Consider the following 23,120-nt stretch of genomic DNA (forward strand, 5'->3'; position numbering starts at 1 on the left):
GCCGGGCCTCGCGGCGCCGGGAGGCGTGCGGGCGGCGGAGGCATCGATCCTTGCCGTGGCCGGGCAGTTCGGGCCCATCGAAGAGGTGATCGTGGGTGCCGCCGGAGCGTTGGCGAACCCCGATGCGGCACGCGCGCTGGGCGAGGCGCTGCTGCGTTCACTACGGGCCCAGCGGGTCGCGGTCACCAGTGACAGCGTGATCGCCCATGCCGGCGCGCTGGATGGCAAGCCGGGCGCGGTGCTCCTCGTGGGCACCGGCGTCGTCGCGCTCTCGATCGACGCCGACGGCGCCTTGCGAACAGCCGACGGCTGGGGTCCATGGCTGGGCGACGAGGGCGGTGGCGCCTGGATCGGAACGGCCGGGTTGCGCGCGGCGCTGCGGGCTTTCGACGGCCGCGGACCGGCCACCGCGTTGTTCGACGCCGCATCCGCCCGCTTCGGTCCGCCGCGAACTTGGCCGGGACAGCTCGCCGATCCTGCCTCCCTCGCGTCGTTCGCGCCGGAAGTTTTGGCCGCGAACGACGACGCCGTGGCGTCGGCAATTGTTAGCGCCGCGGCGGAGTCGCTGGTCGCGACCGCGCACGCGGTGGGGGGTGGGCCGGTGACGATGGTCGGCGGCCTCGCCGGGGTGGAAACGCTGCGCGAGCGACTCGACCTCGTCGCGCCCGTTGGTGACGCCCTCGACGGCACGCTGCGGCTCAGCGCGATCCACGAGCCGCACGTGATCCGGCTGCGGGCGGGTGCCGTTCCCGACCGGCTGGACGCGCTAGCGACCGAGGCCGCAAGGCCCGGACTCGACGACCTCGATGCGCGGCCGATCGGTGAGATCGTCGCGCTGCTCGTCGCCGCCGAGGGCGACGCACACAGCGCACTGCGGGCGGCAATCCCACGGATTACGGCGGCGGCGGAGGCGATCGCAGCGCGACTGGACCGCGGTGGTCGCCTGATTTATGCCGGTGCCGGGACACCGGGCCGGCTCGGTGTGCTCGACGCCGCCGAGTGCGGGCCGACCTTCAACACCGACCTGGTGCGTGGCGTGATCGCGGGCGGGCCGGCGGCGCTGACCATGGCGATCGACGGCGCGGAAGACATTTTCGACCCGGCGGACCTAGCCGATGTGACCGCAGCCGATGCGGTGGTGGGCATTGCGGCGTCCGGCCGCACACCGTACGTGCTTGGGGCGCTTGACCATGCGCGCGCGGCTGGGGCGCTGACCGTCGCCGTGGTCAACAACGCCGGCAGTGAGGCGGCCGCCGACATCGTCATCGAACTGCTGACCGGACCAGAGGTGCTTGCCGGCTCCACCCGGCTGACGGCGGGGACAGCGCAAAAGATTGTGCTGAACGCGATCTCGACGAGTGTGATGATCGCCCTCGGCAAGGCCTATGGACCGCGGATGGTCGACGTGCGGGCAACCAACGCGAAGCTGCGCCGCCGCACGGTGCGAATCGTTCGCGACGCGGCCGGCGTCGACGAGGAAGCTGCGACCGCCGCGTTTGCCGCTGCGGGCGGTCACGCCAAGACCGCGATCGTCGCGCTCGTTGCGGGCGTTGACGTCGCCGAGGCCGCGGTCCGGTTGGAGCGGTCGGGGGGACGCGTACGAGATGCACTGGCAGGGAAGACTTCAGGGGAGAGGTAGTGCGGAAGCTTTTTCGTAAGGTCGCAGTGGCCGGAACCGTGATGGTTGCGGTCGTTACGGGTTGCTCGCACGGCGAGCCGACGCATCCGGCGAAAAGTACCAGCACTGCGTCAGCACCGACATCGCGTGCTCAAAGACCCCTGCGCGCAACGGTTCCCAAGATGCCCGATGTCGTCCCGCCACCCGGATTCGAGGCTGTCTCCAAGCTGATCAACGATGCGGTTGCGGCCGAGAAGCTACCGGGTGCCGTCCTGGTGGTCGGGCACGGCGGCAATATCGTCTTCCACGAGGCCTACGGCGTGCGGAGGCTCGCGAGCGAACCTGGATTGGATGGAAAGCCGGCACCCGCAGACCCGATGACCGAGGACACCATCTTCGATCTGGCGTCGTTGACCAAGCCGATTGCTACCACCACGGCCATCATGCAGCTTTACGAGCAAGGCGCGGTCCGATTCGACGATCCCGTGCAGCAGTATCTGCCTGACTTCAACTCGGCGAACGATCCACGGCGCGCTCAGGTGACCGTTCGCATGCTGCTCACGCATACCTCCGGCGAAAAGGACGATGTAGAACTCAAAGATCCGTGGGGACTGGAGCGAGCGGACAAAGCGGAGGGCTTTCGCCGCGCATTGACGACACCGCTTGAATCGGAGCCCGGGACTGTTTTTCACTACTCCGACATCAACTACATCCTGCTCGGAGCGCTGCTCGAGAAGATCACCGGCGAGACCTTGGACGTCTACGTTCAGCGAAAAGTGTTCGCACCGCTTGGTCTGCAGGAGACCAGCTACCTTCCTCCCGCCAAAGCGTGTGGGCCGCACACGATTAGGGGAGTTGCGGTCGGGTGGGCTCCCGGGGAGGAGACCGAGCCGGATGAGTGCCCAGCCGGAACCTGGAGCACCGAGCTCTTACCGCGCATCGCTCCGACGGCGCGTGACGAAGAGAATGCAGCAGATCCGAGCAAGAACCCGGACTTCAATTACCTGCTTTGGGGCACAGTGCATGACATGACGGCGCGGCGGATGGGGGGAGTGGCAGGACATGCTGGAGTGTTCTCCACGGCCCGCGACGTCAGCATCTTTGCGCAGGCTCTGCTCGACCGGCTCGCGGGTCGCCCGAGCGAGTTCCCGCTGACGCAAGCAACGTTGGAGATGATGATCTCGCCGCAGCAGCCGGGAAACACGCCGGGGCAACTGGAGGCAGCCAACAGCGCCACCCGGGAAGCCGTTGCAACAAGACCCAATACGAGGGATCCGCTGCTCGCACCGCGCTACCCGGCGATCCCTGGACAAAACCTGCGCGGCTTCGGTTGGGACATCGATACGCCCCTGTCCGGTGCGCGTGGCAGGGTCTTTCCCGTTGGGAGCTTCGGTCACACGGGCTTCACCGGAACCTCCATTTGGATCGACCCGACTTCGGACACCTACGTCGTACTGCTTTCGAACTCGATCCTCGTGCGAGGCAGTGCACCCATATCGGATTTGCGGGGTGAGGTCGCGACATTGGCAGCCCGGGCCCTGGGCCTGTAACTGCCGCAACGGCAAAGTAATCCGGGCTCAGGCGTGCTCGAAGTGCTGGTAGTCGGGAGTTTTCCAGTAGCCGCCCCATTGCCAGCCCCGATCGGTGAAGGCGCGTTCGGCCGGGTCCCCAGGGTGGATCAGTCCCGGGTCGGTTCGGTTGCGGTCCAGGTAGTCCGCCGCGTTCCGCGGCTCGAAATAGCCGCTGACGTAGAGGCAGGGGTTGATCAACGTATTGATGTCGATGGCCCGGCCATAGGCGTGCAGGGACCATTCGTCGCTGCCCGGGATGCGCCGGCAGTTGAACGCCGACGTGTTGTTGTCCTCCATGGATGCTTCATCGTCGGCGTCCGGGTATTGGTCGACCGTACGCATCTTCTCGACCGGATAGCCCAATCGCAGCAGATCGTCGAAGATCGCGATCACGTCCGCCACCAACTCTTCGTGCACGACGAGCGCGCCGCGGTGAATCTGGCCGTCAAAACCTCTGTAGGGGAGGTCAACCCGTCGCAACTGTTCTGGTTGGACGGGACACTCCGGGCGCCAAGTGGTGCCCAGGTCGGCGGCGGTGACCGGTTGCACAGTCGCGGCAGTCGGGGTTGACGCCGGTGTTGGTGATGCGCTGGGCGCCGACGTGCTGGTCGGTGCAGCGACCGTCGATGAGGACGGCGCTACGGACGGTGATGATTTCGCGGCAGGGGGTGGCGCCGGGTTGGCGCATTGCACGAGCAGGAGAACCGGCGCGAGCACTCGTGCCAACAGCGCAACGCGGCGCGTTGACGACGTCAATTCCCGATGCCCGGGCGAAATCAGGTGAGTACGAGCGCGGGTACGTCGGGTCGGTGGACGATCTCGTTGGGCACCTTGAAGAGGTCGATCATGTTGCCGCCCATCACTTTCCGGACCCCCTCCTCGTCCAGGCCCTGGCGTTCGAGGTCGTCGACGAGGGTGATCGGATCGGACAACCCCTCCGGGTGCGGCCAGTCCGAGCCGAAGATGATGCGGTCGACGCCGCACAGATCGGCCATCTTCTTGAAGTCGTCTTCCCAGAAGGGCGCGACGTACACGCACCGCTTGAAGGCCTGGATCGGGTCCTCGGGGAACTCCTGCGGCATCTTCGCGTAGACGTTCTTGAACTGGTAGAAGAGGTACGGCACCCACGATCCACCATTCTCGACCGACAGGATGCGCAGATCGGGATTGCGGGTGAGCGCGCCGTGGCAGACCAACGCGGCCATGGTGTCTTCGATGGGCCGCTTGCCCATCGCGACCATGCGAAACGCGGTCGGCTTGAACGGCTTGTACTCGTCGCCGGGCTCCCAGTCATTGAGGTATTCGGCGTATCCGCTGTCCGAGGCGTGCATCGATACCGGGATGCCGGCCTTGACGCACGCATCCCAGAACGGGTCGAACTCGGGCAGGCCAAAGGACCGGGTGCCGCGGTGGCCGGGCACCGGCGCGGGCCGGACCAAAACGGTCTTGGCGCCTCGTTGCAGGCACCAGTCGAGTTCCTCGAGGGCCCGATCGACGATGGCCAGATTGATGACCGGCGTGGAGAAGATGCGGTCCTCATAGTTGAACTGCCAGGTCTCGTACATCCACTGGTTGAGCCCATGGATGATGTCCAGAATCAACTCCGGATCGTCCTTCAACCGCTCCTCCACGAGGGAGGCCAGCGTCGGGAACATCAGCGTGTAGTCCAAGCCAAGTCCGTCGAGGACTTCCAGGCGCGCCTCGGGATTGCGGAACGCCGGGATCGATTTCATCGGCTTGCCCATCACCTCACGGAAGCTCTTGCCGCCACTGCCGTGCCGGAAGTATTCCTCCTGGGCGCCGGGGCGCGCCACGATCTCGAACGTTGGGTTCGGAATGTAGTCGCTGACCACGTTGCGCACCATGATCTTGGTGCGGCCACGGACGTCGATGTAGTCGATGACACCTTTGCGGTGCTCCGGCAGAAATTTGGTCAGCGCTTCCTTGGGCTCGTAGAAGTGGTTGTCGGCGTCGAACACAGGGAAGGAAAGGTCGCGTGACGGCATATTCGTCTCCTGGCAGTCTCGTTTGCCCGGGCGGCAAGAATCGTCGATAGCGCAGCCGCCTCTGGTAATCAGGTTACCCCTCCCGCATTAGCAGCGGCAATAAGGCCGGCGACCTGGGGTGAGCATCAGAGCGCGTCATGGTGCGCGCCACTTCTCTACGAGAATTGCGTTACCGCGTCGGGCCCGGTGCTGGGACCGGCGACTTCCCTACCTGCGCGTCTTAGGTGTTGCCCTGCAGGGTGATGTCGGAGATTTTCGTCCGGCTTTCGCCGTTCGTGGTGCCCAAGGTGGAAATCCACACCAGCACGTTGGAGGTCTTGGTGCGGTTATGCACCTCGATGCGGTTGTGTCCCGGCTGCAGGGACGTGGTCGGGGTCAGTTCGGTGGTGTCCTCGAGTTTGGCGGGACTTTCCGTCGCTGACGAGCGGATCTGGACCTGGGTTCCGGTGCTGCTGAGGTCGAGCGTCACCGCAGTCAGCACGGCCGGTTCCGCCAGGTGCAGCAACAATCCCATTCCCTTGAGGAATTTGGGGAAGGGGACGGCGTCCTTGTAGGTGACCGTGGACCATCCGGTATTCGGGTCGCCGTCGATCGCCAAGTCGGCGTCCTGCGGATTGTCCGGGGAGCCGTCCGGGGAGAACACCGTCGCGCTCACCGGCTTGATCTCCACCCCGGGGCGGGTCCCGCGGCCGAATCCGTCGGTGAAGTACCAGACCGCACCGGCGGTCAGCGCGATCACGGCGATTACGGCCGCGATAGCGGTGAACCAGACCTTGGCGCCTTTCGACGCCTTCTTCTCGTCCTCTCGTGGCGGCTGCTGCGGCTTCTCCGGCTTCTGCTGCGGTTTCTCCGGCGCTGCGCGGTCCTGGGACCGGCGTGGCTTCGCAGGAACTGCGGCCGACAGGTTGACCACTTTGTCGGCATCGAGCGTTTCGCCGTCCCAAGCGCCGCTGACTTCGACCACATCGCCATCGGCGAGTTGACCAGCCACCAAGTCGGTTTGTATCTCCACGGGCACCGGTGTGCGCCGATCGCCCAATGGCTCATCTGTGATCAGGTAAAACGACAGGACCCCGAACTGATCGTGACCGTCGATCGCTGTCTGCTGAACGCCCCGCGCCGTGCCCTGAACGGTGACACGTTCAAGACGCTGGGTGGCAGGACGATCTTTCGAGCCGGCGTCCGGAATGCGGCCCGATCCGGAAGTGAGTGCCCGGGCAAATTCGAGGCAGGTCGGGTAACGGTCAGCGGGGTTTTTGGCCAGGGCCCGGATCAGCACGGCGTCGAGGTGCGCCAGATCGGGCCTGCGCTGTGAGATTCGAGGCGGTGGCGAATTCAGGTGGTGGCTGATGACGACGGCGCGATTGGTATCCACGAAAGGTGGGGCACCGGTCAGCAGATGGAAGGTGGTCGCGGCCAGCGCGTATTGGTCCACCCGTCCGTCAAGCGGTTTGCTGAGTAGTTGCTCAGGAGCGACATAGCTGATGGTGCCCACGGTGACGTTGGCGTCGGTGAGGTTGCTGACGTCGTCGATTCGGCGGGCGATGCCAAAGTCGGTCAACAGCACCCTGCGCCGCATACCGTCGGACGGGGTCACCAGGATGTTCTCCGGCTTGACGTCCCGGTGGAGCAGACGGCGTTCATGGCCGAAGTCGAGCGCTTCGGCCACCGCCATCACGATTTCGACAACGTCCTGTTCGGGCATTCCGTTCGGGTAGGTCTCCCGAACCAGTCGGCCGGCGTCGGTGCCCTCGACGTAAGCCATCGAGATCCAAAGGCGGCCGTTGAACTCGCCGCGGTCGAGCACGCCGACGATGTTGGGATGCCACAACGTCGCGGCCAACTCGGCTTCGCGAATGAATCGCGCGCGGAACTCTGCGTCTGCGGTCGCGGGCAGGGACAGGATCTTCAGCGCGTCGTGCCGCGGCAGGCGAGGATGCTGAGCAAGATAGACCTCGCCCATCCCTCCGGAGCCCAGCAACCGGTCAATGACGTAACCAGCGAAGACGTCACCGGGGTTCAAGGGCATGTTCGAGAGCCTACAAACCGGCGCGGCCCAGTAGCGAATTCCGCTGCTCTACCCCTCCGGCGGGATATCCAGCAAGCGCAGGGGGTGCAGACCGTCGACCGCGCCGACGAACGGCGGGTGGATGCTGTAGCCAAGCATGCGGCGAATGTCGTCGGAGACTGCTCGGGCGATGTCTTTGGAGATTGACAGGGTGTAAGCCTCCATGGGGCGTAGCCAAGGCTGACAGTACTGAGCGGTGACGGCGAGACGGCCGCGGCTGGTGGTGTTAGCGCCTCCGCCGTGCCACAGGGTGCCGACGAAGAACACGCATGACCCGGCGGGCATAACGACAGGTACCGCCGGGTCGTCGGGGCCCGGCCGCCCCTGGCCCCACCGGTGGCTGCCGGGTAGGACCACGGTGGCGCCATTGTCGGCGGTGAAGTCGTCGATCGCCCAGATGGTCGCCGCCGCCAGCGGTTCCCGGGGTCGCGGAATCGGGTAGAACCCGTCGTCGTGATGGGCCAGCTGAGCGGCTTCTCCGGGAAGGATGTTAATGGCTTGCAGTGCCGAAAGCAGGTAGTTGGGCATCAGCAAGCGGTCGAGCACTGCCAGAACCCGGGGATGATCGACGAGCCGATCGCATGCCCGTGTTCTGCTCAGGACGCTGTAGATGCGTTGGGTGCGCCGGCCTTCGAAGGTATTGCGTCCGGTGTGTCCCAGCCACGGCCGTACGACCTCGCGGATTTCCGCACATTCGTCGGCGCTGAGTAGGTTGGGCCAGATCACGTAGCCGTCGCGGTCGAGGGCCGCCATGTCGGCGTCGACGACCGCGGGGTCGACGGAGCTTCCGCCGCTCGGTGTCCACCTGTACCGCCCCGCGAGATCGCTCTTGAGGTCCTCCAGCGTGGTGACGTGTTCCTCGTCGATGCTCATCGGCGTTCGTCCTTTTCCCGGCTTTCCTCACCACACTAAGCCGAGGCCGGCCTTGTTCAGGCCAGGATCGCCACTGCCGTCCGTCTCAGGTGGATGAGAGCCGGACGGTCAAACCACAGAAACCGCGCACGAACCGCCCGATGGCGACGCTATCGCTTGTGCGGCCACGGGTTTCGACTCCTGGTGGTGCGGCCGCAGCGCAGGCCGACCTATGGTCGTCGAATTCCGTAGTCTGGTTTCATGACTGATAATTCGTGGAACGTGCAGATCGGCGAGGCTCCCGAAGGAAACCCGGGCATTCCCGCCGTGCCGACAACCGTCTACGAAGGTGATGAAGAAGGCGCACGGGCTGCGTACGAGGAGCACGCGGCGAAGGCGCCCGCGGCCGACTATCGCTACGTTCTGCTGCGCAACGTCGGTGAAGTAGTCGAGCTCTGGGGGACCCCGCCGGCTGTCGGCTAGCTTTCGCGCTGGTAGTCAAGGTTGACGTTGGGCGTGGTTGATCAGCCGGGCTGATGCTCGGCTTGTGGCGCGATGAACGGTGTGTCGTTGTTGGTCGGTGGGCCGTCGTGTTCCGGCAGGCTGATTAGTCGCCGTGAGCGGCAGGCTTTCGTGTGCGCCGTGATGGCGGCCCAGGGCGAGCGGGCGGCAAGCTAGGTTTCGCCGTCGTGCGGCATAGCTACCGTGGCCGTCACCGTTCGCCGCTGAGCCTTCCTTGACGATAGCGCTGTTCATCGAAGGGTTGTTGGGTTCGAAGCAGTCGGTATGACAGCCGGCAGGCATGACGCGCGAGCGCGACACGGGCCTGTATCGGGGCCATCCCTCGCGCGTGAAGTTCAGCGTTGCGCTCGATGAAAGACGGTGAGCACTGCGACAGTCCCCACGCGATGCCCATCAGTGCGTCGCGATGCTCGGCCAGGCCCTGACGTGAAATGCGGCCACGCCGGTTCAGCGTGGCCGATTGGTAGAGTGCTGGCGCCAAACCTGTTGCCGAGTAGAGATGTTCAGCATCAGGGAAGCGTTGGATGGGAAGGCTGTGCGCGGCGAAGGCTGCCGCACGAACGGAGGCGACGCCGGGCAGAGTGGTTAGGATCTGGCCGTCGGTCTCGGCCAATAAGGCCACGACTTCGACGTCGAGGGCATCGATGTCTGTCCGGAGCCGGCGGTACCGGGCCAGATCACGCCCCAGTCGGTGCGCACGTTGATCAGCATCGGCCGGCGGAGGCAGACATCCGCGCCACCGCTGCAGCCAGTACTGGGCGGTGCTGGTCGTCAATCGGCCCGGAGCCCGGCGCATCAGCGACCGCAGTTGCGGTGGTCGTCCTGCAAACACGGCAGCACACGCCAGCACCGCCAGACCCGTCGGAGTCTCCAACGCCAAAGATCGCCCGTGACCCGCCGGCGCCGACAATCCAGGGCACAACGCATTGAGCTGGTCGTGCAGTCGCTGCTGGGCGACCTTGCGGTCGGCTACCAATCCGCGACGATGTCGCACCGCGGCACGTAACGCTTCGACCGGCGATTCCTGGCCGTAGCGGCGACCGCCGCCCTGGCGGGCCATGTACGTCAACGCTGCGCAGTCGCGATCATCGGTCTTGAACCTGCCCGAACCCAGCTGTGTGCGAGCAGATTTCGTCTCCGACGGCGCGAACAGCCGCACGCAACCAGGATGGCGCCGTTCCAGTTCGGCGACCCACGGCCGGTGCAGACTGCCGGTCGCCTCGATCGCGATCACGGGCGCATCTCGGCCATGTTTGTTCAGCGCCAGCTCAAGCTGTGCGATGCCTTCTCGCGAGACCGATAACGACATCGGACCAGCGAGCAGACCGGACCCGTCACTGATCCACACCCGATTGAACGCCTTGCCAGGATCCACGGCAACGATCACCGTGGACGGATCAAGCGCAACCTCCAACACCGACATGAGCAGCCTCCTCCGAAACGGACCTCCTACGAGAATCCGCCCAGTGCCTACTCACGGCCTATCAGCTGTCCAGCTCGACGATCGTGCCTTCCGCCGGGTCGACCTTGCCGTCGAGCAGCTCGAGATAGGCGCGCTGGATCGCGTCCTGTCCCGAAATCCGTTCAACACGAAGCCAACCCGACGCCCACTCCGCGAAAGGCGTCCATGAGTCCGCGACGTTCTGGTCGAGTTTGGCCGTGCCCCAATCGGCACCGCGTTTCTTGATCCGGTCCGGCGCAAAGAAAAAGACGGGCTGGGGTCCGGCGAGATCCGTTGGCCCGGGCGACATTTGGGTCCAATGGGTCACCCCGACCGCAGCACTGTGCGCCAGGCGGTCACCGTAGTGGGAATGAATTGCGGTCCGGATACCTGTGTCGCCCGAGATGTCGACGTAGACGGCACGGTCACCGGGCAACTCGGAGATGTCGTCATAGGAGTAAACGGAGTCGTAGACGTCTAGCGACGTGACGAACTCGGCGTTGCCGCCCGAGGTGAGGCCAATCACTTTGATGCCCTCACGCTTGGAAAGCAGGTACGCCGCGATGATCGCCGTCTTCGACGACGCGCTCGAGATCGTGATGGTGCTCGCGCCGAAAAAGGCTTCGTCGGCCAGGAAATCGTCAATGAGGAACGACGTGAAGAACAGCGGAAAGAAGATGATGTGTTCTGCTTCGCGCTCGGCCGAGTAGATGGGGTCGGTCTGGACGTCGCGATACCCCTGGTAAGCCGAGGGCAGCTGGGCGCGGTGTGGCGCCGCGTCGATGAACCCCTTCTCGTTGATCCGGTCCGGGACGATCAGCAGGTGGCTCGCGCAGGGTAGGTAGCCGTAGACGCGCATGCCCGGTGCCAGATCGGGGTGCCGTGATTCCTCGACGTGGGCGTAACCCCAGACATTGAGCTTGCCCCAGTCCGGGTCCGAGGCCGGGAAGAAATCCCAGTACCTCATCGCCTCGCCGAACACGGCGTAGGTGATGTTGTTCGACGTCAACCCGAACGATTCGACGCGCAGTAGCGCCTGACCATCTTCCGGCGATGGCGCGTCGCCGGTGGCGAAGCGGGTCTGGTGCAAGTCCTTGCGGTGCAACTCGAAGTCCATGCGGTGAGCCTATAGGCATCACCCCTCGATTGATGTACCATTTGGTACATGTTTACGGAGAGCAGTGTGGAAATCAATGCAGCGGCACCCCTGGTGTGGGAGGTGTTCACCGATGTCGAGCGCTGGCCCGAATGGACCCCCTCGGTGAGCCGTCTGGTCGCCCTCGATGGCCCAGAACTCGCTGTCGGCAAGCGATTTCAAATCAAACAGCCGAAACTGCCGACACTCGTCTGGGAGGTGACTGAGCTGGAAACCGGAGTGTCGTGGACGTGGGTGCAGCGTTCTCCCGGCGGCTTGACGTTGGCCAATCACTCACTGACGTCGATCGGCGCGGACCGCACTCTGGTGCGTCAGTCGATCGACCAGCGGGGGCCGATCGGCGCGCTCGTCGGCAAACTGATGCTGCGCACCACCCGTCGTTACCTGGAAATGGAGGGTCTGGGCCTCAAGAGCCGCAGCGAGCAACTGCGGCACTCTCATGGGTCGCGCGCCTGATCTACAGCGTCGCCAGCAACTTCTCGACGCGCTGGTCGAGGAATTCGCCGCGGGCGGCGTCGGCGACCGCTCGCTTCGCGACGTGGCCGCGGCGGTCGGCACCAGCCACCGAATGTTGTTGCACCACTTCGCTTCCCGAGAGGAGCTGTTGCTCGCGATCGTGAACGAGGTTGAGCGCCGGCAGATGGCGATTCTGTCCGAGCTGCCGACCGAACCCGCCGACAGCGTTCTCGCAATGTGGATAACCCTGTGCCGGCCTGAGCTGCGGGCGTTCGAGCGCCTGTTCTTCGAGTGTTATTCGCGTGGCGCACAAGGCGAGCAGCCCTTCGCCCGCATGGTGCCGGGCGCGGTCGAGGATTGGTTGTCTGAGGCGAACAAGACATCGGGAGGTACGACCGACCCGGCCCTGGTGCGGCTGGGCTTGGCCGTCATGCGCGGGTTGTTGCTTGATCTGGTAGCTACGGACGACGAGGCCGGCGTGACTTCGGCGGCGCGGGTTTTCGCGGATCTGCTCCGACAGACCGGGCCGCGGTGAAGTCGGGGGCGGGCACAAACGGGCGGCCTGCGGCGTTGCGTTCGACGTGAAGATTCGCTTTGGGCTTGGGCTGGGGGCGGATACCGCTCCTGATCAGCTCGCCGAGATCGTCGATCAGTTGGAGTCCAGCGGTGTCGACTCCCTGTGGTTCTCCGAGCTGGTGTACTCCCCGGCGGTGGATCCCGTGGTCGGCATGGCGTATGCGCTGGCGCGCACGACTCGTTTGAAAGTGGGCACGTCGGTGGCGGTGCTGCCGGGACGCCACCCGGTGCTGGTGGCAAAACAGTTGGCGTCGTTGGCGGCGCTGGCTCCCAGGCGGGTTCTTCCGGTGTTCGGTCTGCGTTCGGCGATTCCGGCTGAGCGCGAGGTGTTCGTCGTTCCCGACGGCCGGCGAGCGGCCGTGTTCGACGAGTCGTTGCGGGTGTTGCGCTCGGTGTTGGTCGACGAGGCGGCCAGCTACTCCGGCGAGTTCTTCAAAGTCAGTGGGGCAGCGGTCCAGCCGCGGCCGACGCCCGCGCTGGACATTTGGGTGGGCGGCTCGTCACCCGCGGCGTACCGCCGCGTCGGCGCGTTGGCCGACGGTTGGCTCGGCAGCTTTCTCACCCCAACAGAAGCCGGGCAAGCGCGCGAGGCGATCGAACGGGCAGCGGCGGAGGCGGACCGGGAAATCGAGCCCGATCACTTCGGTATTTCGTTGGCGGTTGCGGACGGCGATTTGCCGGGGGAGTTGGCCGCAGCGGTGCGACGTCGCCGTCCCGATCTCGATCCGCACGAGCTTGTCGCCGCCGGTTGGGAGCAGTTGCATCGTCAACTCGACGCATACCTCGATGCGGGTCTGACGAAATTCGTCATAAGGCCGGTCGGCACAAAGCCGTTCGAGCCTTTGGATGTTTTCATCGATCGGTTTGTCGCCGAGCTGCTGGTTCGCCAGAACTAGTCTTGCGGCGGGCGTTGCGCCGGTTCGATCAGCAGCGTGGGTACACCGCACGTGCCGTCCTTCACGCTGATTACTCGCGTGCCGGGCTTGCGACCTGGGCGGACCTCGGAGACGTCGAGTCCGGCTGCGGCGAGCCGCGACCGCGCGGCGTCGGCGTTCGGAACTCGCCACGAAAGTCCCCAGACCTGATCGGTATCCGCCGGCAGCGGTGCGTCCCGCAGGGGTTGCGCGATTTCCACCGTGGTGTCGCCGACGCGCATGAACACCAGTCGCATGCCCCAATCGGGAAAACTGCGGTCGAGTGCCAGTCTCAGGCCGAGTCGGTCCCGGTAGAGCGTGATCGCGGCGTCCGCATCGGAGGTGCTGACCACCGCGTGATCGATTCCGGTGACCACGGCATCGGCGGTGCCGATCGGAGTGGCCTGAGGTAGGCGATGCGGCGATTCGTGCTCGATCACGAGCATCAGCACGCCGCGGGTGCGCGTTTCGGGCAGCACCACGCCGCGCCAGCGCCGCGTCGCCGCGGTATCGATGTCACGGCCTAGACCCGGTGACACGGCGGACGGCTCAAGGCCGTTCGCGGCAAGCTGGGCGTGGGCTGCGTCGATATCGGACGTGGCGAACGCAAGGCCTATCGGGCCGTCACCTCGTCGATCCAGATACGCGGCAATTGTCCGACCGAGGACACCGTCGCCGTACGGCGTGATCAACTCCAAGTAGGTGTTGTCGAGCCGAAACAGCACATTCGCCGTACCCCAACCCGGGTGATTTCCGCGCCAGGAGGGCCGTCGGGACAACAGTGTGGCGTAGCGACGCGCGGCGTCATCGAGGTCGCGCACGGCGAGAATTACGTGGTCGAGCGCATCGAACACGCACCCAGCATGCCTGATCGGGTGCGCGAGCCGTCAGAGAGGCGTTTGTCTTGGCCTGTTGTCGGTCATTGGGTCGTTATTGGCGTCGGGCTCGCACCGGCGGATCAGAATTTGGCGACGGCGCCGGCGTCGACAGGCAGTGCCGCGCCGGTGATGTACTGCGCCTCGTCGGAGGCGAGGAACAGCACCGCGTTGCTGACGGCGCGCGCCTCGATCAGGGGTTTGGGCAACATGTGGAACTGCCCGATGACCTCTCCCGCATCGTGCACCGTTGGATTCGGCAGATCCGGTCGCAGCGTCCTGCAGAACCACTCGTTGTCGAGCATCGGCGTCAAGACATTGCCCGGGTGAATCGAGTTCACCCGGATCCACTGCGGTGCAAGCTCATTCGCCAGAGAGTTCATCAACCCGACAACGGCATGCTTCGCCGACGCGTAGTGGGCCATGTAGCCGCCGCCGCGAATGCCCAGCATCGAGCTGACCAAGATGATCGAGCCGCCGCCGTTGGTCATGTGCGGCAGCGCCACCTTGACGGTGTGCCACACGCCGGTCAGGTTGATGTCCAGCATGGTCTGCCACGCGGATTGCTCGATCAGGGCGGCGGGTGCAGGGGCTCCGCTGATGCCCGCGTTGGCCACCACGATGTCGATCGCGCCCAGGCCCGCAACTCCCTGCTCGACCGCGGCGCGAAGACTCTCCAAGTCCCGCACATCCGCCTTGGCGGTGACGATGCGACGGCCGGCCTTTTCGACGAGATCCGCAGTGTCGGCCAGGTCGGCCTCGGTCGCGCCGGGATAGGCGACCCCGTCGATGTCTTCGCAGACGTCGACCGCGATGATGTCGGCGCCCTCCTCGGCCAGTCGGACCGCGTGTTCGCGCCCCTGGCCGCGAGCTGCACCGGTGATGAACGCGACCTTGCCGGCGACCCTGCCGACCTTGTTGTCTGTCATGGTGACCTTTCGCCGGTATTGCCCGGGTTGACGCTACGTGAGGCGATGCCCGCCGGTGCGAAGATATCCGGTGGCTTCGCAACGCCCCCGCAGCACCGTGCTCCCGTGGCCGGTCCAGTGTCGCCTTTCGGTGGCGCTGGGGCAGCCTATGACAGCGGTCGGTTTACCTCAGTGGCCGGTGAATTGCGGAGGGCGACGTTGCGCCGCTGCGGCCACGCCTTCGGCGAAGTCGGCGGTCGCGTGTAGTCGGGTTTGTTCTTCGAGTTCGTGGGCGGTGGCCGCGGCGACGGCGTCGGCGAGCCCGGCGCGCATGGTGGCGCGAATACTGGTCAGCGCCAAGGGCGCCGCGGCGGCTATGCGTTCGGCGAACCGAATCGCCGCCGCACGTACCTCGCCGTCCGCCACCAGTTCGTCGAATAGTCCTGCTTTGTAACCGATTTCACCGCTGAGGCGTTCGCCTGTCAGTACCCACTCCAGTGCCTTCTGCTGACCGACGACACGTGGCAACGTGGCGGTGATCCCAAAGCCCGGATGCAGGCCGAATCGGCTGAAGTTGGCGGCGAACCTGGTGGAGGGTGCTGCGATGCGAAAGTCCGCGCTGAGTGCAAGCCCGAGCCCGCCGCCTATCGCGCTGCCGTGCACCGCGGCGACAACCGTTGTGCGAGCGCGGAATAATCGGATGGCCTGAGCGTAAAGCTCCCCGGGCGACACGCGATCATCGACGGGGCGGGAGAAGTCGGCTCCGGCGCAGAAATGCTTTCCCTCCGAACACAATACGATCGCCCGGCATTGGACGTCGTCGTCCAGTCGCTCGTAAGCGTCGGCGATGCCCTTGATCAATGCGGTGTCGAAAAAGTTGTTTGGCGGTCGGTGGATCTCGACGACGGCGACGTGCCCGACGGCCTCGACGGTGACGTCTGGCGCGGTCACAGCGAGTCCAGTAGCTCGCGCACTGCGGCATTGAACACCGCGGGCTGGTCCATGTTGGCGGCGTGCCCCGCGTTGTCGATAACGACCTTGCGGGAATTCGGGATGTGGCGGTGCATGTATTCGGCCCCAGCCAGGAAGTCGGTGTCTTGGGCACCGACGACCACCAACGAGGGGACCGCGATACTGTCCAGCGAATTGATCACGCGAGCGTCCTTCTGGGCCATAATTCCGCGGGCGGCGCGGGGGAGGCCTTCGGGATGCTCGTGCACGGCGTGCGCCACTTCCGCCGAGGTGTCGACCTTCGACTCGCCGCGCTCAAGTCGTTGCGCGCGGCGCTCCACCCACGCGTTCCACTTGTCGCGGGCTTCGTCCTTGCGGTAACCGGGCCCAGTATCCACCAGCACCAGTGCGGCAACCCGCTCCGGGTGCACGAGGTGGAAGGCCAGAGAAAGGTAGCCGCCCAACGACATTCCGCCGATCACGGCCCGTTCGGCACCCGCGGCGTCGAGGATGGCCGCCATGTCGGCGACGCTGGCCTGCTCGCTGTAGTGGTCCATGTCCTCGGGTGCATCGCTGCTGCCGTGGCCGCGTAGGTCCCAGGTGATGACCGGCCGGTCGACGCTCAGGGCCTCGATATTTGGCTCCCACATGCGCGATGTGGCGCCGAAACCGTGGGTGAGCAACACCGGAACGCCCCGCCCGTCCGGGTTGTGCACCCGGAACGCCAGCGTGACTCCATCTTCGCGCTCAAGTCGGTTCACTGCACCACCACTCCTTGATCAGACCGGTATCGGCGTGTGCCGCAGGCATTGTGCACAGGGCTTTGGGCAACTGCCAAGCGTAGTTCGAGCAGTGTAGCGGGCAGCCTGATGAAGGCCGTTGGCATTTCAGGAAGGGCAGAGTCTCGCTATGGGACACTCGGCCAAAGCCGGCCGCACCTCGAATTGTGGGTTTACGAAACATCAGTTAGGGAATTCAAACCGTGCATGCGCTGATCAGGTTGGTTCTGAGGTCCAGACGAGAGAGGGAGGGGCCACGATGACGATCAAATGCACGATGGCCTTTGCCGGCGCCTTTCAGGAAGCCGTGGCAGCGGTGCTAGATGCGATGGCGACCGTTGGCGAAGAACGCCACGGAAACCTGAGAAGCGCCAAGCTTGCAGTAGAGAAGGCTATGCGTGAATCGCACAGCAACGCCGAATGGTTCCTAGCCGACCACCTGCGTCGCGGCATCAAGGATGTCGAGGCGCACGCACTGCTTGCCGCTTAGAAGTCAGCATGAGATGTCGAACTACTGTTCGTGCTCGTCGTCTGAAAGAAGTGACTCGAGTGAGTCACGTTGTATACCAATACAAATCGTGAAGCAGGGTCAGTCAGCGCCGTCATCGGCCCGAGCCGACCCTAGCTGTCATAACCGCCCGCTGGGTCAGCGGGCTCCAAATACCAGGCTCGCCAGGCGATCTCGGTTAGAACCTCAGCAATGACGTCGTCTTCCTCGGGCGGCGAGTACCGCACCATTTGGTGACATGCGCGCTCCACCATCCACGTCAGCGCGCGAGCCGTCTCCTGGGGACGCAATCCGGTCACTGCCCCGTCGGCGATGCCCCGCTCCAACGCAGCTGTGCCACCTTCACTGATGCTGTCGACTATCGCCTTGTAATTCTCGGCGACGACGGCGTCGTAGCTTGCCACTTCGACGACAGCGGTGATGACGGTTTGATGCTTGCGATACCCAGCGATGAGCTGACGGATCGCGCGACGTGCATCGTCGGGGTCGCGGCGCTCGGAGACGTCCCACCAGAGTGCGGCGGCCTCGGCGAACTCGGTGAAGACGTGTCGCGTGAGCTGCAGGAGCAGCTGGCGCTTGTCCTCAAAGTAGATGTAGAACGTCGCGCGCGATATGCCGGCCGCGGTCGCGAGCTTGTCGACCGACAGTTCGGTGAAGGCGGAGCCTTCGCCCATCAGCCGCTCGGTGGCTTCCAGGAGCTGTTGCTCGATCTCGGCACGGCGTTGCTGGCGTGACGACTGGGGCTTGCGGGTTGTGGCGGCCACGGCATGACGATACCGCGAACCTGGACAAAATGGTTAGACATAGTGTCTGGACATTAGCTGCCCGCCTCGATGGCCGCGACCGCCGCAACCGCCTCTGGTCCGCAAAAACGCTGGAGGTTCACCCCGCCAGCATCTAGCAGCATGTCGATTCGGCTTCTCAGGTCGCCCGAGGAGATATGGGCGTACAGGTTCGCGCCTGGACACGATGTTTGTGCGAAGTCCCGATGGCCCGCCAGGGTGCTGGTTGGAATGTGAAAGGTCTGCGCGGCCCAGGCACACGCGACCGCGGCTCCGTATAGCAGTGCGTCCGAAACGGGTTCTTTGTCGAAATCACCTTCGCAGAAGACCAGGAAGTGGCCCGTCGTGTCGTACTCCGTCGCGGTGTCACCGGCAATGTTGGGATCGCGCAGTTCGTAGATGTGGCCGTCGCGGTCAATGCCGATGTGATACGCGATGTCGACCCAACCCAGCTGGTCCTGGTGGTAACGCTGGTCCTGGCGGAATCGGTTAGGCGCGTTGCTGTTGGCGCCGAGCACCACGGCGGAGTGGTGGATCGTCAGCCGATTGGGAGTGTGTGGCTTTCCGCCCGGACGGGCGGGCCGGGCCTGCCAGGCATCTCGACATAGCAATTGCGCCGACGCGGCGGCGGCGGGTGAAGCCGAAATCGTCGGCCCGGGTGGTGCCATCGTGGGCTGGCCGGTCTCGGTCGGGCCGGCCATGTGGTTTGACGGTGAAGCAGGACTGGGATTCTCCGTTGGTCCAGAGGCAGGGTCTGCCGCGGTCTTGTTCGAGCAGCTGCCAACCGTTGCGGCAAGTCCGACGCCACCGGCCAGCCAGAGAAGCCGACGGCGGCTGACCACGTCCGAGTGCTTGCCCGGGCCACCATTCGCTGGGGCGTTCATGGCCTCACCTTACGGATACGGCCGTCAGTTGGGCCACGAATGGCGACCGTAGGTACGGTTCTCTATGCTGCGCCCGAGCAGTTGACAGGCAAGGACCTCGATGGTCGGGCAGATCAGTACGCCCTTGCTGTTACCGCATTCCACCTACTCGCGGGAAAGCCGCCATTCGCACACTCAAATCCAGCGGTTGTGATCGGTAAACACCTGTCGGCGTCGCCGCCAAAACTCGCACGCTTGCGTCCTGACCTCGCACCGATTGACGGCGTGCTGGCCAGGGCAATGGCAAAAAAGCCGCTGCGCAGGTTCGATACGTGCCGTGATTTCGCGGCTGCTCTAGCTGACGCCGTTGCCGGTTCGACGAGTTCGGCGGAACCTACGCAAGTCGCAACGCCCATCCCGACTCCTCAGCGCGACACACCCGACCTCCGGCTTGCAATGATTGCCGGCGGCATCGCTGCGCTGATCGCTGTGGGAGTCGTCGCGTATATCGGCGCCCGATTGGCCCCAGCCTTCCTGGGCGCCGCCAACTACGGTCGCGCCTTACCCCAGCGCAATACCGACTGCAACGGCAACAATGGCGCCGCCCGAGACCGTGACCCACACGCGGCCACCGGTGACGATCACCCAATCCGCGGCGCCGCCGAGCGTCAGCACCCCTGCTCGCACAACGACTGCACCGGTGAGTCGAGGCGGAGATCTCGGGCTGGCTACCCCCATCAGCAACCCGGCGTGCAATGGCCAGGGGATCGTCGTGTTGGGGTCGGTCACCACCCCGGGCTTATATGCGGTCGGCGTGCAGCGTCTGCTCGACGCGCACCCGGGTGCTTTCTACCTTCGCACCGATCAGTCGTGTAGTTCAACCACATACCGTAGGCATTGCCTCCTGCCGCACGGACTTTGGCACATACCGCGCTCCGTGTCATCCCTGCGGGCACGTAAACGGCCGTAGATGGGGTTACCTTCGTCGGTTCTCTGACGCAGTGACGGGCAGGACTGGTTTACGGCAACCCGGTTAAACCGTTCTGGCCGAGCAGCAGTCCGCCGGCCCCGCCGTCGCCGGCCTCGCCCGAAGGCGTGCCGTCGCCGCCGTTGCCGCCGTTGCCGCCGTTGCCGATCAGCATGGCGTTGCCGCCGGCCCCGCCGCCACCGCCGGACTTGCCGATGCCGACCCCCCCGGCCCCGCCGTTACCGCCGAGGCCGATCAGCCCGGACTTGCCACCGGACCCGCCTGCCCCGCCGGTGCTGCCAAAGGCCGAACCGCCGCCACTGGCACCGCCGGAGCCTCCGGCGCCACCGGAGCCGAAAAGCATGCCGGCGCTGCCGCCGTCCCCTCCTTGCCCTCCGCCTATCCAGTATCCGAACCCGCCGGCGCCGCCGGCGCCGCCGAAGCCAGAAAGTATGCCGGCATTACCGCCAGCCCCGCCGCCCCCGCCGGTCGAGAATTGGCTAACGCCGAACCCGCCGCTGCCGCCGGCGCCGCCGGCGGCAGCGAAGGCGAGCATGCCGGCGTCACCCCCGGCGCCACCCGCTCCCCCGACGCCGCCATACCCGCCGCTGCCGCCGTTGCCGCCGGAGCCGAACAGTCCGCCGGCCCCGCCGGCCCCGCCGGCCCCGCCTAAGTCGTTGATGGTGGCCCCGCCGATCCCGCCGTTGCCGCCGGAGCCGAACAGTCCGCCGGCCCCGCCGACTCCGCCGGCCCCGCCGACAAAGCCGAATGCCCCCCCGCCGGCCCCGCCACCTCCGCCGTTGGCGAACAACCCGCCGGCCCCGCCCGTGCCGCCGACCCCACCGCGGACCCCAGTAAAGTCGGGGTTAACGGCGTACCCGCCGCCGCCACCGGCCCCACCGTTGTTGAACAGCCCGCCGGCGCCGCCGGCGCCGCCGACGGCACCGGGGAAGTCGGGGCTAAGGAATTTGCCAACTGAGGTTCCGCCGCTTCCGCCGACCCCGCCGGCGCCGAATAGCCCGCCGGCCCCGCCGCTCCCGCCGGCCCCGCCGGCCCCGCTGCTGATGCCTCCGCCGCCTCCGCCGGCCCCGCCGCTGCCGAACAAGATCCCGCCAGCCCCGCCGGCCCCGCCGTCGGCGCCGGGCGCTCCGGACCCGCCGTTGCCGCCGTTGCCGAACAACCATCCGCCGGCTCCGCCGGGGGCCCCGGTGCCGGGAGCCCCGTTGGCGCCGTTGCCTATCAGTGGGCGTCCGGTCAGTGACTGGACAGGTGTGTTGACTGCGTTGAGCACCTGTTGCTGCGCAGTATGCAGGGGCGAGGTGCTGGCGGGAGCGTTGAAGCCGTCGAGTCCCAGCACCAGTCCGCTGATGCCGCCTGCGCCGGTGGTGCCTGCGGTGGCACCGGTGCCGCCGTGAGCGCCGTTGCCCCCGTTGCCGATCAGTACGGCGTGGCCGCCGGCCCCGCCTGTACCTCCGGCCCCGCCCGTACCTCCGGCTCCACCGGTGCCGCCGTTACCGCCGTTGCCGATCAGCCCGGACTTGCCGCCGGCCCCGCCGGCACCGCCGGAGTAGAGGCTCCCGGGGGCGGCAGCGCCGCCGGCGCCGCCGGCACCGCCGGAGCCGGCGAGCAGTCCGGCGTTGCCACCGGCCCCTCCTTGCCCGCCGCCGAGCATGCCGAACCCGCCAGCCCCACCGGCACCGCCGTCACCGAAGAGCAGTCCGGCGTTCCGCCCCGGCCGTCGCGGTCCGCTGGTCCGGTCCCCGGCCCGCCCGCCACCATTACCGCATGCCGTTCCCGCCTGCCCACTGTCCCTTTGCCGACCGATGTCCCGCCGGTACCGCCGTCGCCGCCGGCGCCGAACAGCCCGCCGGCCCCGCCAGCCCCGCCGGCCCCTCCGCCGATGCCGCCGGCCCCGCCGGTCCCGCCGGCCCCGAACAATCCGCCCATCCCACCGGTCCCGCCGGCCCCGCCGGTCGCGCCGGTCCCCCCGGTCCCGCCGGCCCCGAACAATCCGCCCATCCCCCCAGCCCCGCCGGGGCTGCCGGCCCCGCCGGCCCCGGCGGGTCCGGCGAACAACCCGGCAGCCCCACCGGCACCCCCGGCGCCCACGGTCCCACCGGCAAACGAGGAGCGCCCGCCCGCTCCGCCGGCGCCTCCAGCTCCGAACAGCCCGGCGGCCCCGCCAGCCCCGCCGGCACCGCCGTTTCCGGTCGTGGAGGAGCCGCCAGCTCCGCCGGCGCCCCCGGACCCGAACAACCCGCCGGCGCCGCCGGCCCCACCGGCCCCGCCGGTCCCTTCCACACCCGATCCGCCGGCCCCACCGTTGCCGATCAACCAGCCACCAGGGCGACCATCGGCCCCCGTCCCCGGCGCCCCGTTGGCACCGTTGCCGATCAACGGACGCCCAGTCAGCGTCTGCACCGGCGCGTTGATCACATCAAGCAAACTCTGCAACGGCGAGACAGCCGCGGCCTCGGCGCTCGCATAAGCTGCCGCACCACCGGTCAGGGCCTGCACAAACTCGTCATGAAACGCCGCCGCCTGCGCGCCGAGCACCTGATAACCCTGCCCATGGGCGGAAAACAGTGCCGCAATGGCCGCCGACACCTCATCGCCGGCCGCGGCCGTGAGCTGCGTGGTCGCCGTCGCCGCGGCCTGGCTGGCGGTGGCCACCGCCGAACCGATACCGGTCAGATCCGTGGCGGCCGCGGCCATCAGCTGCGGCGTGGCAAACACGTACGACACTGGTCGAACCTCCTCAAAGCGAAGCGATATTCGCTGGTTGTCACGACAACCGCCGTCGTGCTTGCAACACAAGCACCGCATAAACCGTGGCCGCCGTTGCGTTAGATTTACTTGCGGGTCAAGCCTGTATCTGGTGCCGTACGCCACCCGGTGCGGGCGCTGAGCACACGCCCGATGCAGATGACTGTGGCGAGCATAGGAAAATCCACTCCAGCACCGATACAGGGTTTTCCCTATATCTGACGAAAAATTTCCCGACCCCAGGCGCAACCTGTGAACCGCGTCCACCCGCGTTCCTTGAGCCGTCGGCAATCGGCTCGGTGTGCATGATCGGCCCCAGCACCGAATCGCGACCAGACGCGCCTGGCTCCAAGTTGCTGCAGATTCCCAGATCCCGCTCGGTCTGTTCGCCGGCCAACCGGTTCGCTGCAGCGGCCCTTGAGGGCCACCCACACCACTTCGTCGTGGGCCGAGCCACGTTGCTCGATCGAAAGCGAACCTTTGCGCCGGGACGCTGGACCTACCGGACGCGGGGCCTCACTGAACCCCGCAGGAGTGGGCC

Annotated in this window: 22 protein-coding genes and 1 pseudogene; 8 read left to right on the forward strand and 15 right to left on the reverse strand. The window is 66.4% G+C overall.

What is annotated here, in order from left to right; genetic code table 11:
* Positions 1-85: 85 nt before the first annotated feature.
* The 3 genes and pseudogenes from G6N68_RS31990 to G6N68_RS06215 all read left to right on the forward strand — a co-directional run.
* A pseudogene (locus G6N68_RS31990) lies at positions 86-643 on the forward strand (BadF/BadG/BcrA/BcrD ATPase family protein); the annotation flags it as partial.
* A 114-nt stretch (positions 644-757) separates the two neighbouring features.
* On the forward strand, positions 758-1,639 hold the full coding sequence (locus G6N68_RS31995; protein ID WP_371871678.1) for an N-acetylmuramic acid 6-phosphate etherase: 882 nt from the start codon (positions 758-760) through the stop codon (positions 1,637-1,639).
* Between the two features lie 161 nt (positions 1,640-1,800).
* Positions 1,801-3,168 carry a serine hydrolase domain-containing protein gene (locus tag G6N68_RS06215; protein WP_240355403.1) on the forward strand — a complete coding sequence of 456 codons (1,368 nt, stop codon included), beginning with the start codon at positions 1,801-1,803 and terminating at the stop codon, positions 3,166-3,168.
* A gap of 27 nt (positions 3,169-3,195) precedes the next feature.
* Here the strand turns inward: G6N68_RS06215 and G6N68_RS06220 are convergent, their stop codons facing one another.
* The 4 genes from G6N68_RS06220 to G6N68_RS06235 all read right to left on the reverse strand — a co-directional run bounded on the left by G6N68_RS06220 (position 3,196) and on the right by G6N68_RS06235 (position 8,136).
* Positions 3,196-3,918, reverse strand: coding sequence for a M15 family metallopeptidase (locus tag G6N68_RS06220; RefSeq protein WP_371871679.1), 723 nt, complete (start codon positions 3,916-3,918; stop codon positions 3,196-3,198).
* A 47-nt stretch (positions 3,919-3,965) separates the two neighbouring features.
* Positions 3,966-5,195, reverse strand: a complete 1,230-nt coding sequence (locus G6N68_RS06225) for an amidohydrolase family protein (protein WP_163709225.1) — start codon at positions 5,193-5,195, stop codon at positions 3,966-3,968.
* A 220-nt stretch (positions 5,196-5,415) separates the two neighbouring features.
* Complete coding sequence (locus G6N68_RS06230; RefSeq protein ID WP_163709228.1) at positions 5,416-7,224, reverse strand: serine/threonine-protein kinase; 1,809 nt, start codon at positions 7,222-7,224, stop codon at positions 5,416-5,418.
* A 48-nt stretch (positions 7,225-7,272) separates the two neighbouring features.
* Positions 7,273-8,136: a phytanoyl-CoA dioxygenase family protein gene (locus tag G6N68_RS06235; RefSeq protein WP_163709230.1), complete on the reverse strand. Its 864-nt coding sequence runs from the start codon at positions 8,134-8,136 to the stop codon at positions 7,273-7,275.
* Between the two features lie 240 nt (positions 8,137-8,376).
* Between G6N68_RS06235 and G6N68_RS06240 the strand changes: the two genes are divergently transcribed.
* Positions 8,377-8,598 carry a hypothetical protein gene (locus G6N68_RS06240; protein ID WP_163709233.1) on the forward strand — a complete coding sequence of 74 codons (222 nt, stop codon included), beginning with the start codon at positions 8,377-8,379 and terminating at the stop codon, positions 8,596-8,598.
* Between the two features lie 229 nt (positions 8,599-8,827).
* Here G6N68_RS06240 and G6N68_RS06245 read toward each other — a convergent pair whose 3' ends face one another.
* Positions 8,828-10,060, reverse strand: coding sequence for an IS110 family RNA-guided transposase (locus tag G6N68_RS06245; RefSeq protein WP_163709236.1), 1,233 nt, complete (start codon positions 10,058-10,060; stop codon positions 8,828-8,830).
* Between the two features lie 61 nt (positions 10,061-10,121).
* Positions 10,122-11,195: a DUF2855 family protein gene (locus G6N68_RS06250; protein ID WP_163709240.1), complete on the reverse strand. Its 1,074-nt coding sequence runs from the start codon at positions 11,193-11,195 to the stop codon at positions 10,122-10,124.
* Positions 11,196-11,243: 48 nt separating this feature from the next.
* Between G6N68_RS06250 and G6N68_RS06255 the strand changes: the two genes are divergently transcribed.
* The 3 genes from G6N68_RS06255 to G6N68_RS06265 are packed head-to-tail and all read left to right on the forward strand — an operon-like array spanning position 11,244 to position 13,162.
* A complete protein-coding gene (locus G6N68_RS06255; protein WP_163709243.1) occupies positions 11,244-11,690 on the forward strand; it encodes an SRPBCC family protein in 447 nt (148 codons plus the stop codon).
* Positions 11,674-12,225 (forward strand): TetR/AcrR family transcriptional regulator, encoded by a 552-nt coding sequence (locus G6N68_RS06260; protein WP_163709245.1) that lies wholly within the window; start codon positions 11,674-11,676, stop codon positions 12,223-12,225. Before G6N68_RS06255 ends, G6N68_RS06260 begins: the two co-directional genes overlap by 17 nt.
* A gap of 46 nt (positions 12,226-12,271) precedes the next feature.
* Complete coding sequence (locus G6N68_RS06265; protein ID WP_163709249.1) at positions 12,272-13,162, forward strand: TIGR03854 family LLM class F420-dependent oxidoreductase; 891 nt, start codon at positions 12,272-12,274, stop codon at positions 13,160-13,162.
* On the opposite strand, the gene G6N68_RS06270 is transcribed toward G6N68_RS06265, so the two are convergent.
* The 4 genes from G6N68_RS06270 to G6N68_RS06285 form a co-directional block, all read right to left on the reverse strand.
* A complete protein-coding gene (locus tag G6N68_RS06270) occupies positions 13,159-14,034 on the reverse strand; it encodes a VOC family protein (protein ID WP_163709254.1) in 876 nt (291 codons plus the stop codon). The two genes, G6N68_RS06265 and G6N68_RS06270, sit on opposite strands and share 4 nt — an antisense overlap.
* Before the next feature lie 104 nt (positions 14,035-14,138).
* Positions 14,139-14,984, reverse strand: a complete 846-nt coding sequence (locus tag G6N68_RS06275) for a mycofactocin-coupled SDR family oxidoreductase (RefSeq protein WP_163709255.1) — start codon at positions 14,982-14,984, stop codon at positions 14,139-14,141.
* A 168-nt stretch (positions 14,985-15,152) separates the two neighbouring features.
* Positions 15,153-15,914, reverse strand: coding sequence for an enoyl-CoA hydratase/isomerase family protein (locus tag G6N68_RS06280; RefSeq protein ID WP_163709258.1), 762 nt, complete (start codon positions 15,912-15,914; stop codon positions 15,153-15,155).
* Entirely contained in the window at positions 15,911-16,675 is a 765-nt protein-coding gene (locus tag G6N68_RS06285) for an alpha/beta fold hydrolase (protein ID WP_163709261.1), read from the reverse strand. Before G6N68_RS06285 ends, G6N68_RS06280 begins: the two co-directional genes overlap by 4 nt.
* Before the next feature lie 277 nt (positions 16,676-16,952).
* On the opposite strand from G6N68_RS06285, the gene G6N68_RS06290 reads away from it, so the two are divergent.
* Complete coding sequence (locus G6N68_RS06290; RefSeq protein ID WP_163709264.1) at positions 16,953-17,183, forward strand: hypothetical protein; 231 nt, start codon at positions 16,953-16,955, stop codon at positions 17,181-17,183.
* A 131-nt stretch (positions 17,184-17,314) separates the two neighbouring features.
* Here G6N68_RS06290 and G6N68_RS06295 read toward each other — a convergent pair whose 3' ends face one another.
* The 5 genes from G6N68_RS06295 to G6N68_RS32450 form a co-directional block, all read right to left on the reverse strand.
* Complete coding sequence (locus G6N68_RS06295) at positions 17,315-17,965, reverse strand: TetR/AcrR family transcriptional regulator (RefSeq protein WP_163709267.1); 651 nt, start codon at positions 17,963-17,965, stop codon at positions 17,315-17,317.
* Between the two features lie 53 nt (positions 17,966-18,018).
* Positions 18,019-18,867 (reverse strand): N-acetylmuramoyl-L-alanine amidase, encoded by an 849-nt coding sequence (locus G6N68_RS06300; protein WP_163709271.1) that lies wholly within the window; start codon positions 18,865-18,867, stop codon positions 18,019-18,021.
* Between the two features lie 540 nt (positions 18,868-19,407).
* Positions 19,408-19,635: a hypothetical protein gene (locus G6N68_RS06305; RefSeq protein WP_163709274.1), complete on the reverse strand. Its 228-nt coding sequence runs from the start codon at positions 19,633-19,635 to the stop codon at positions 19,408-19,410.
* A gap of 230 nt (positions 19,636-19,865) precedes the next feature.
* Positions 19,866-21,170: a hypothetical protein gene (locus G6N68_RS32445; RefSeq protein ID WP_503826936.1), complete on the reverse strand. Its 1,305-nt coding sequence runs from the start codon at positions 21,168-21,170 to the stop codon at positions 19,866-19,868.
* 170 nt (positions 21,171-21,340) lie between these two features.
* A complete protein-coding gene (locus tag G6N68_RS32450) occupies positions 21,341-22,558 on the reverse strand; it encodes a PE family protein (RefSeq protein ID WP_503826927.1) in 1,218 nt (405 codons plus the stop codon).
* Between the last annotated feature and the right edge of the window lie 562 nt (positions 22,559-23,120).

The sequence above is a fragment of the Mycobacterium bourgelatii genome (genome assembly GCF_010723575.1).
GTDB lineage: Bacteria > Actinomycetota > Actinomycetes > Mycobacteriales > Mycobacteriaceae > Mycobacterium > Mycobacterium bourgelatii.

Bases quoted from the DNA above. Each gene is read 5' to 3' on its own strand.
- G6N68_RS06215 (WP_240355403.1), top strand. From the start codon at position 1,801: ATGCCCGATGTCGTCCCGCCACCCGGATTCGAGGCTGTCTCCAAGCTG.
- G6N68_RS06225 (WP_163709225.1), bottom strand. From the start codon at position 5,195: ATGCCGTCACGCGACCTTTCCTTCCCTGTGTTCGACGCCGACAACCAC.
- G6N68_RS06230 (WP_163709228.1), bottom strand. From the start codon at position 7,224: ATGCCCTTGAACCCCGGTGACGTCTTCGCTGGTTACGTCATTGACCGG.
- G6N68_RS06235 (WP_163709230.1), bottom strand. From the start codon at position 8,136: ATGAGCATCGACGAGGAACACGTCACCACGCTGGAGGACCTCAAGAGC.
- G6N68_RS06240 (WP_163709233.1), top strand. From the start codon at position 8,377: ATGACTGATAATTCGTGGAACGTGCAGATCGGCGAGGCTCCCGAAGGA.
- G6N68_RS06245 (WP_163709236.1), bottom strand. From the start codon at position 10,060: ATGTCGGTGTTGGAGGTTGCGCTTGATCCGTCCACGGTGATCGTTGCC.
- G6N68_RS06250 (WP_163709240.1), bottom strand. From the start codon at position 11,195: ATGGACTTCGAGTTGCACCGCAAGGACTTGCACCAGACCCGCTTCGCC.
- G6N68_RS06255 (WP_163709243.1), top strand. From the start codon at position 11,244: ATGTTTACGGAGAGCAGTGTGGAAATCAATGCAGCGGCACCCCTGGTG.
- G6N68_RS06260 (WP_163709245.1), top strand. From the start codon at position 11,674: ATGGGTCGCGCGCCTGATCTACAGCGTCGCCAGCAACTTCTCGACGCG.
- G6N68_RS06275 (WP_163709255.1), bottom strand. From the start codon at position 14,984: ATGACAGACAACAAGGTCGGCAGGGTCGCCGGCAAGGTCGCGTTCATC.
- G6N68_RS06290 (WP_163709264.1), top strand. From the start codon at position 16,953: ATGACGATCAAATGCACGATGGCCTTTGCCGGCGCCTTTCAGGAAGCC.
- G6N68_RS06300 (WP_163709271.1), bottom strand. From the start codon at position 18,867: ATGAACGCCCCAGCGAATGGTGGCCCGGGCAAGCACTCGGACGTGGTC.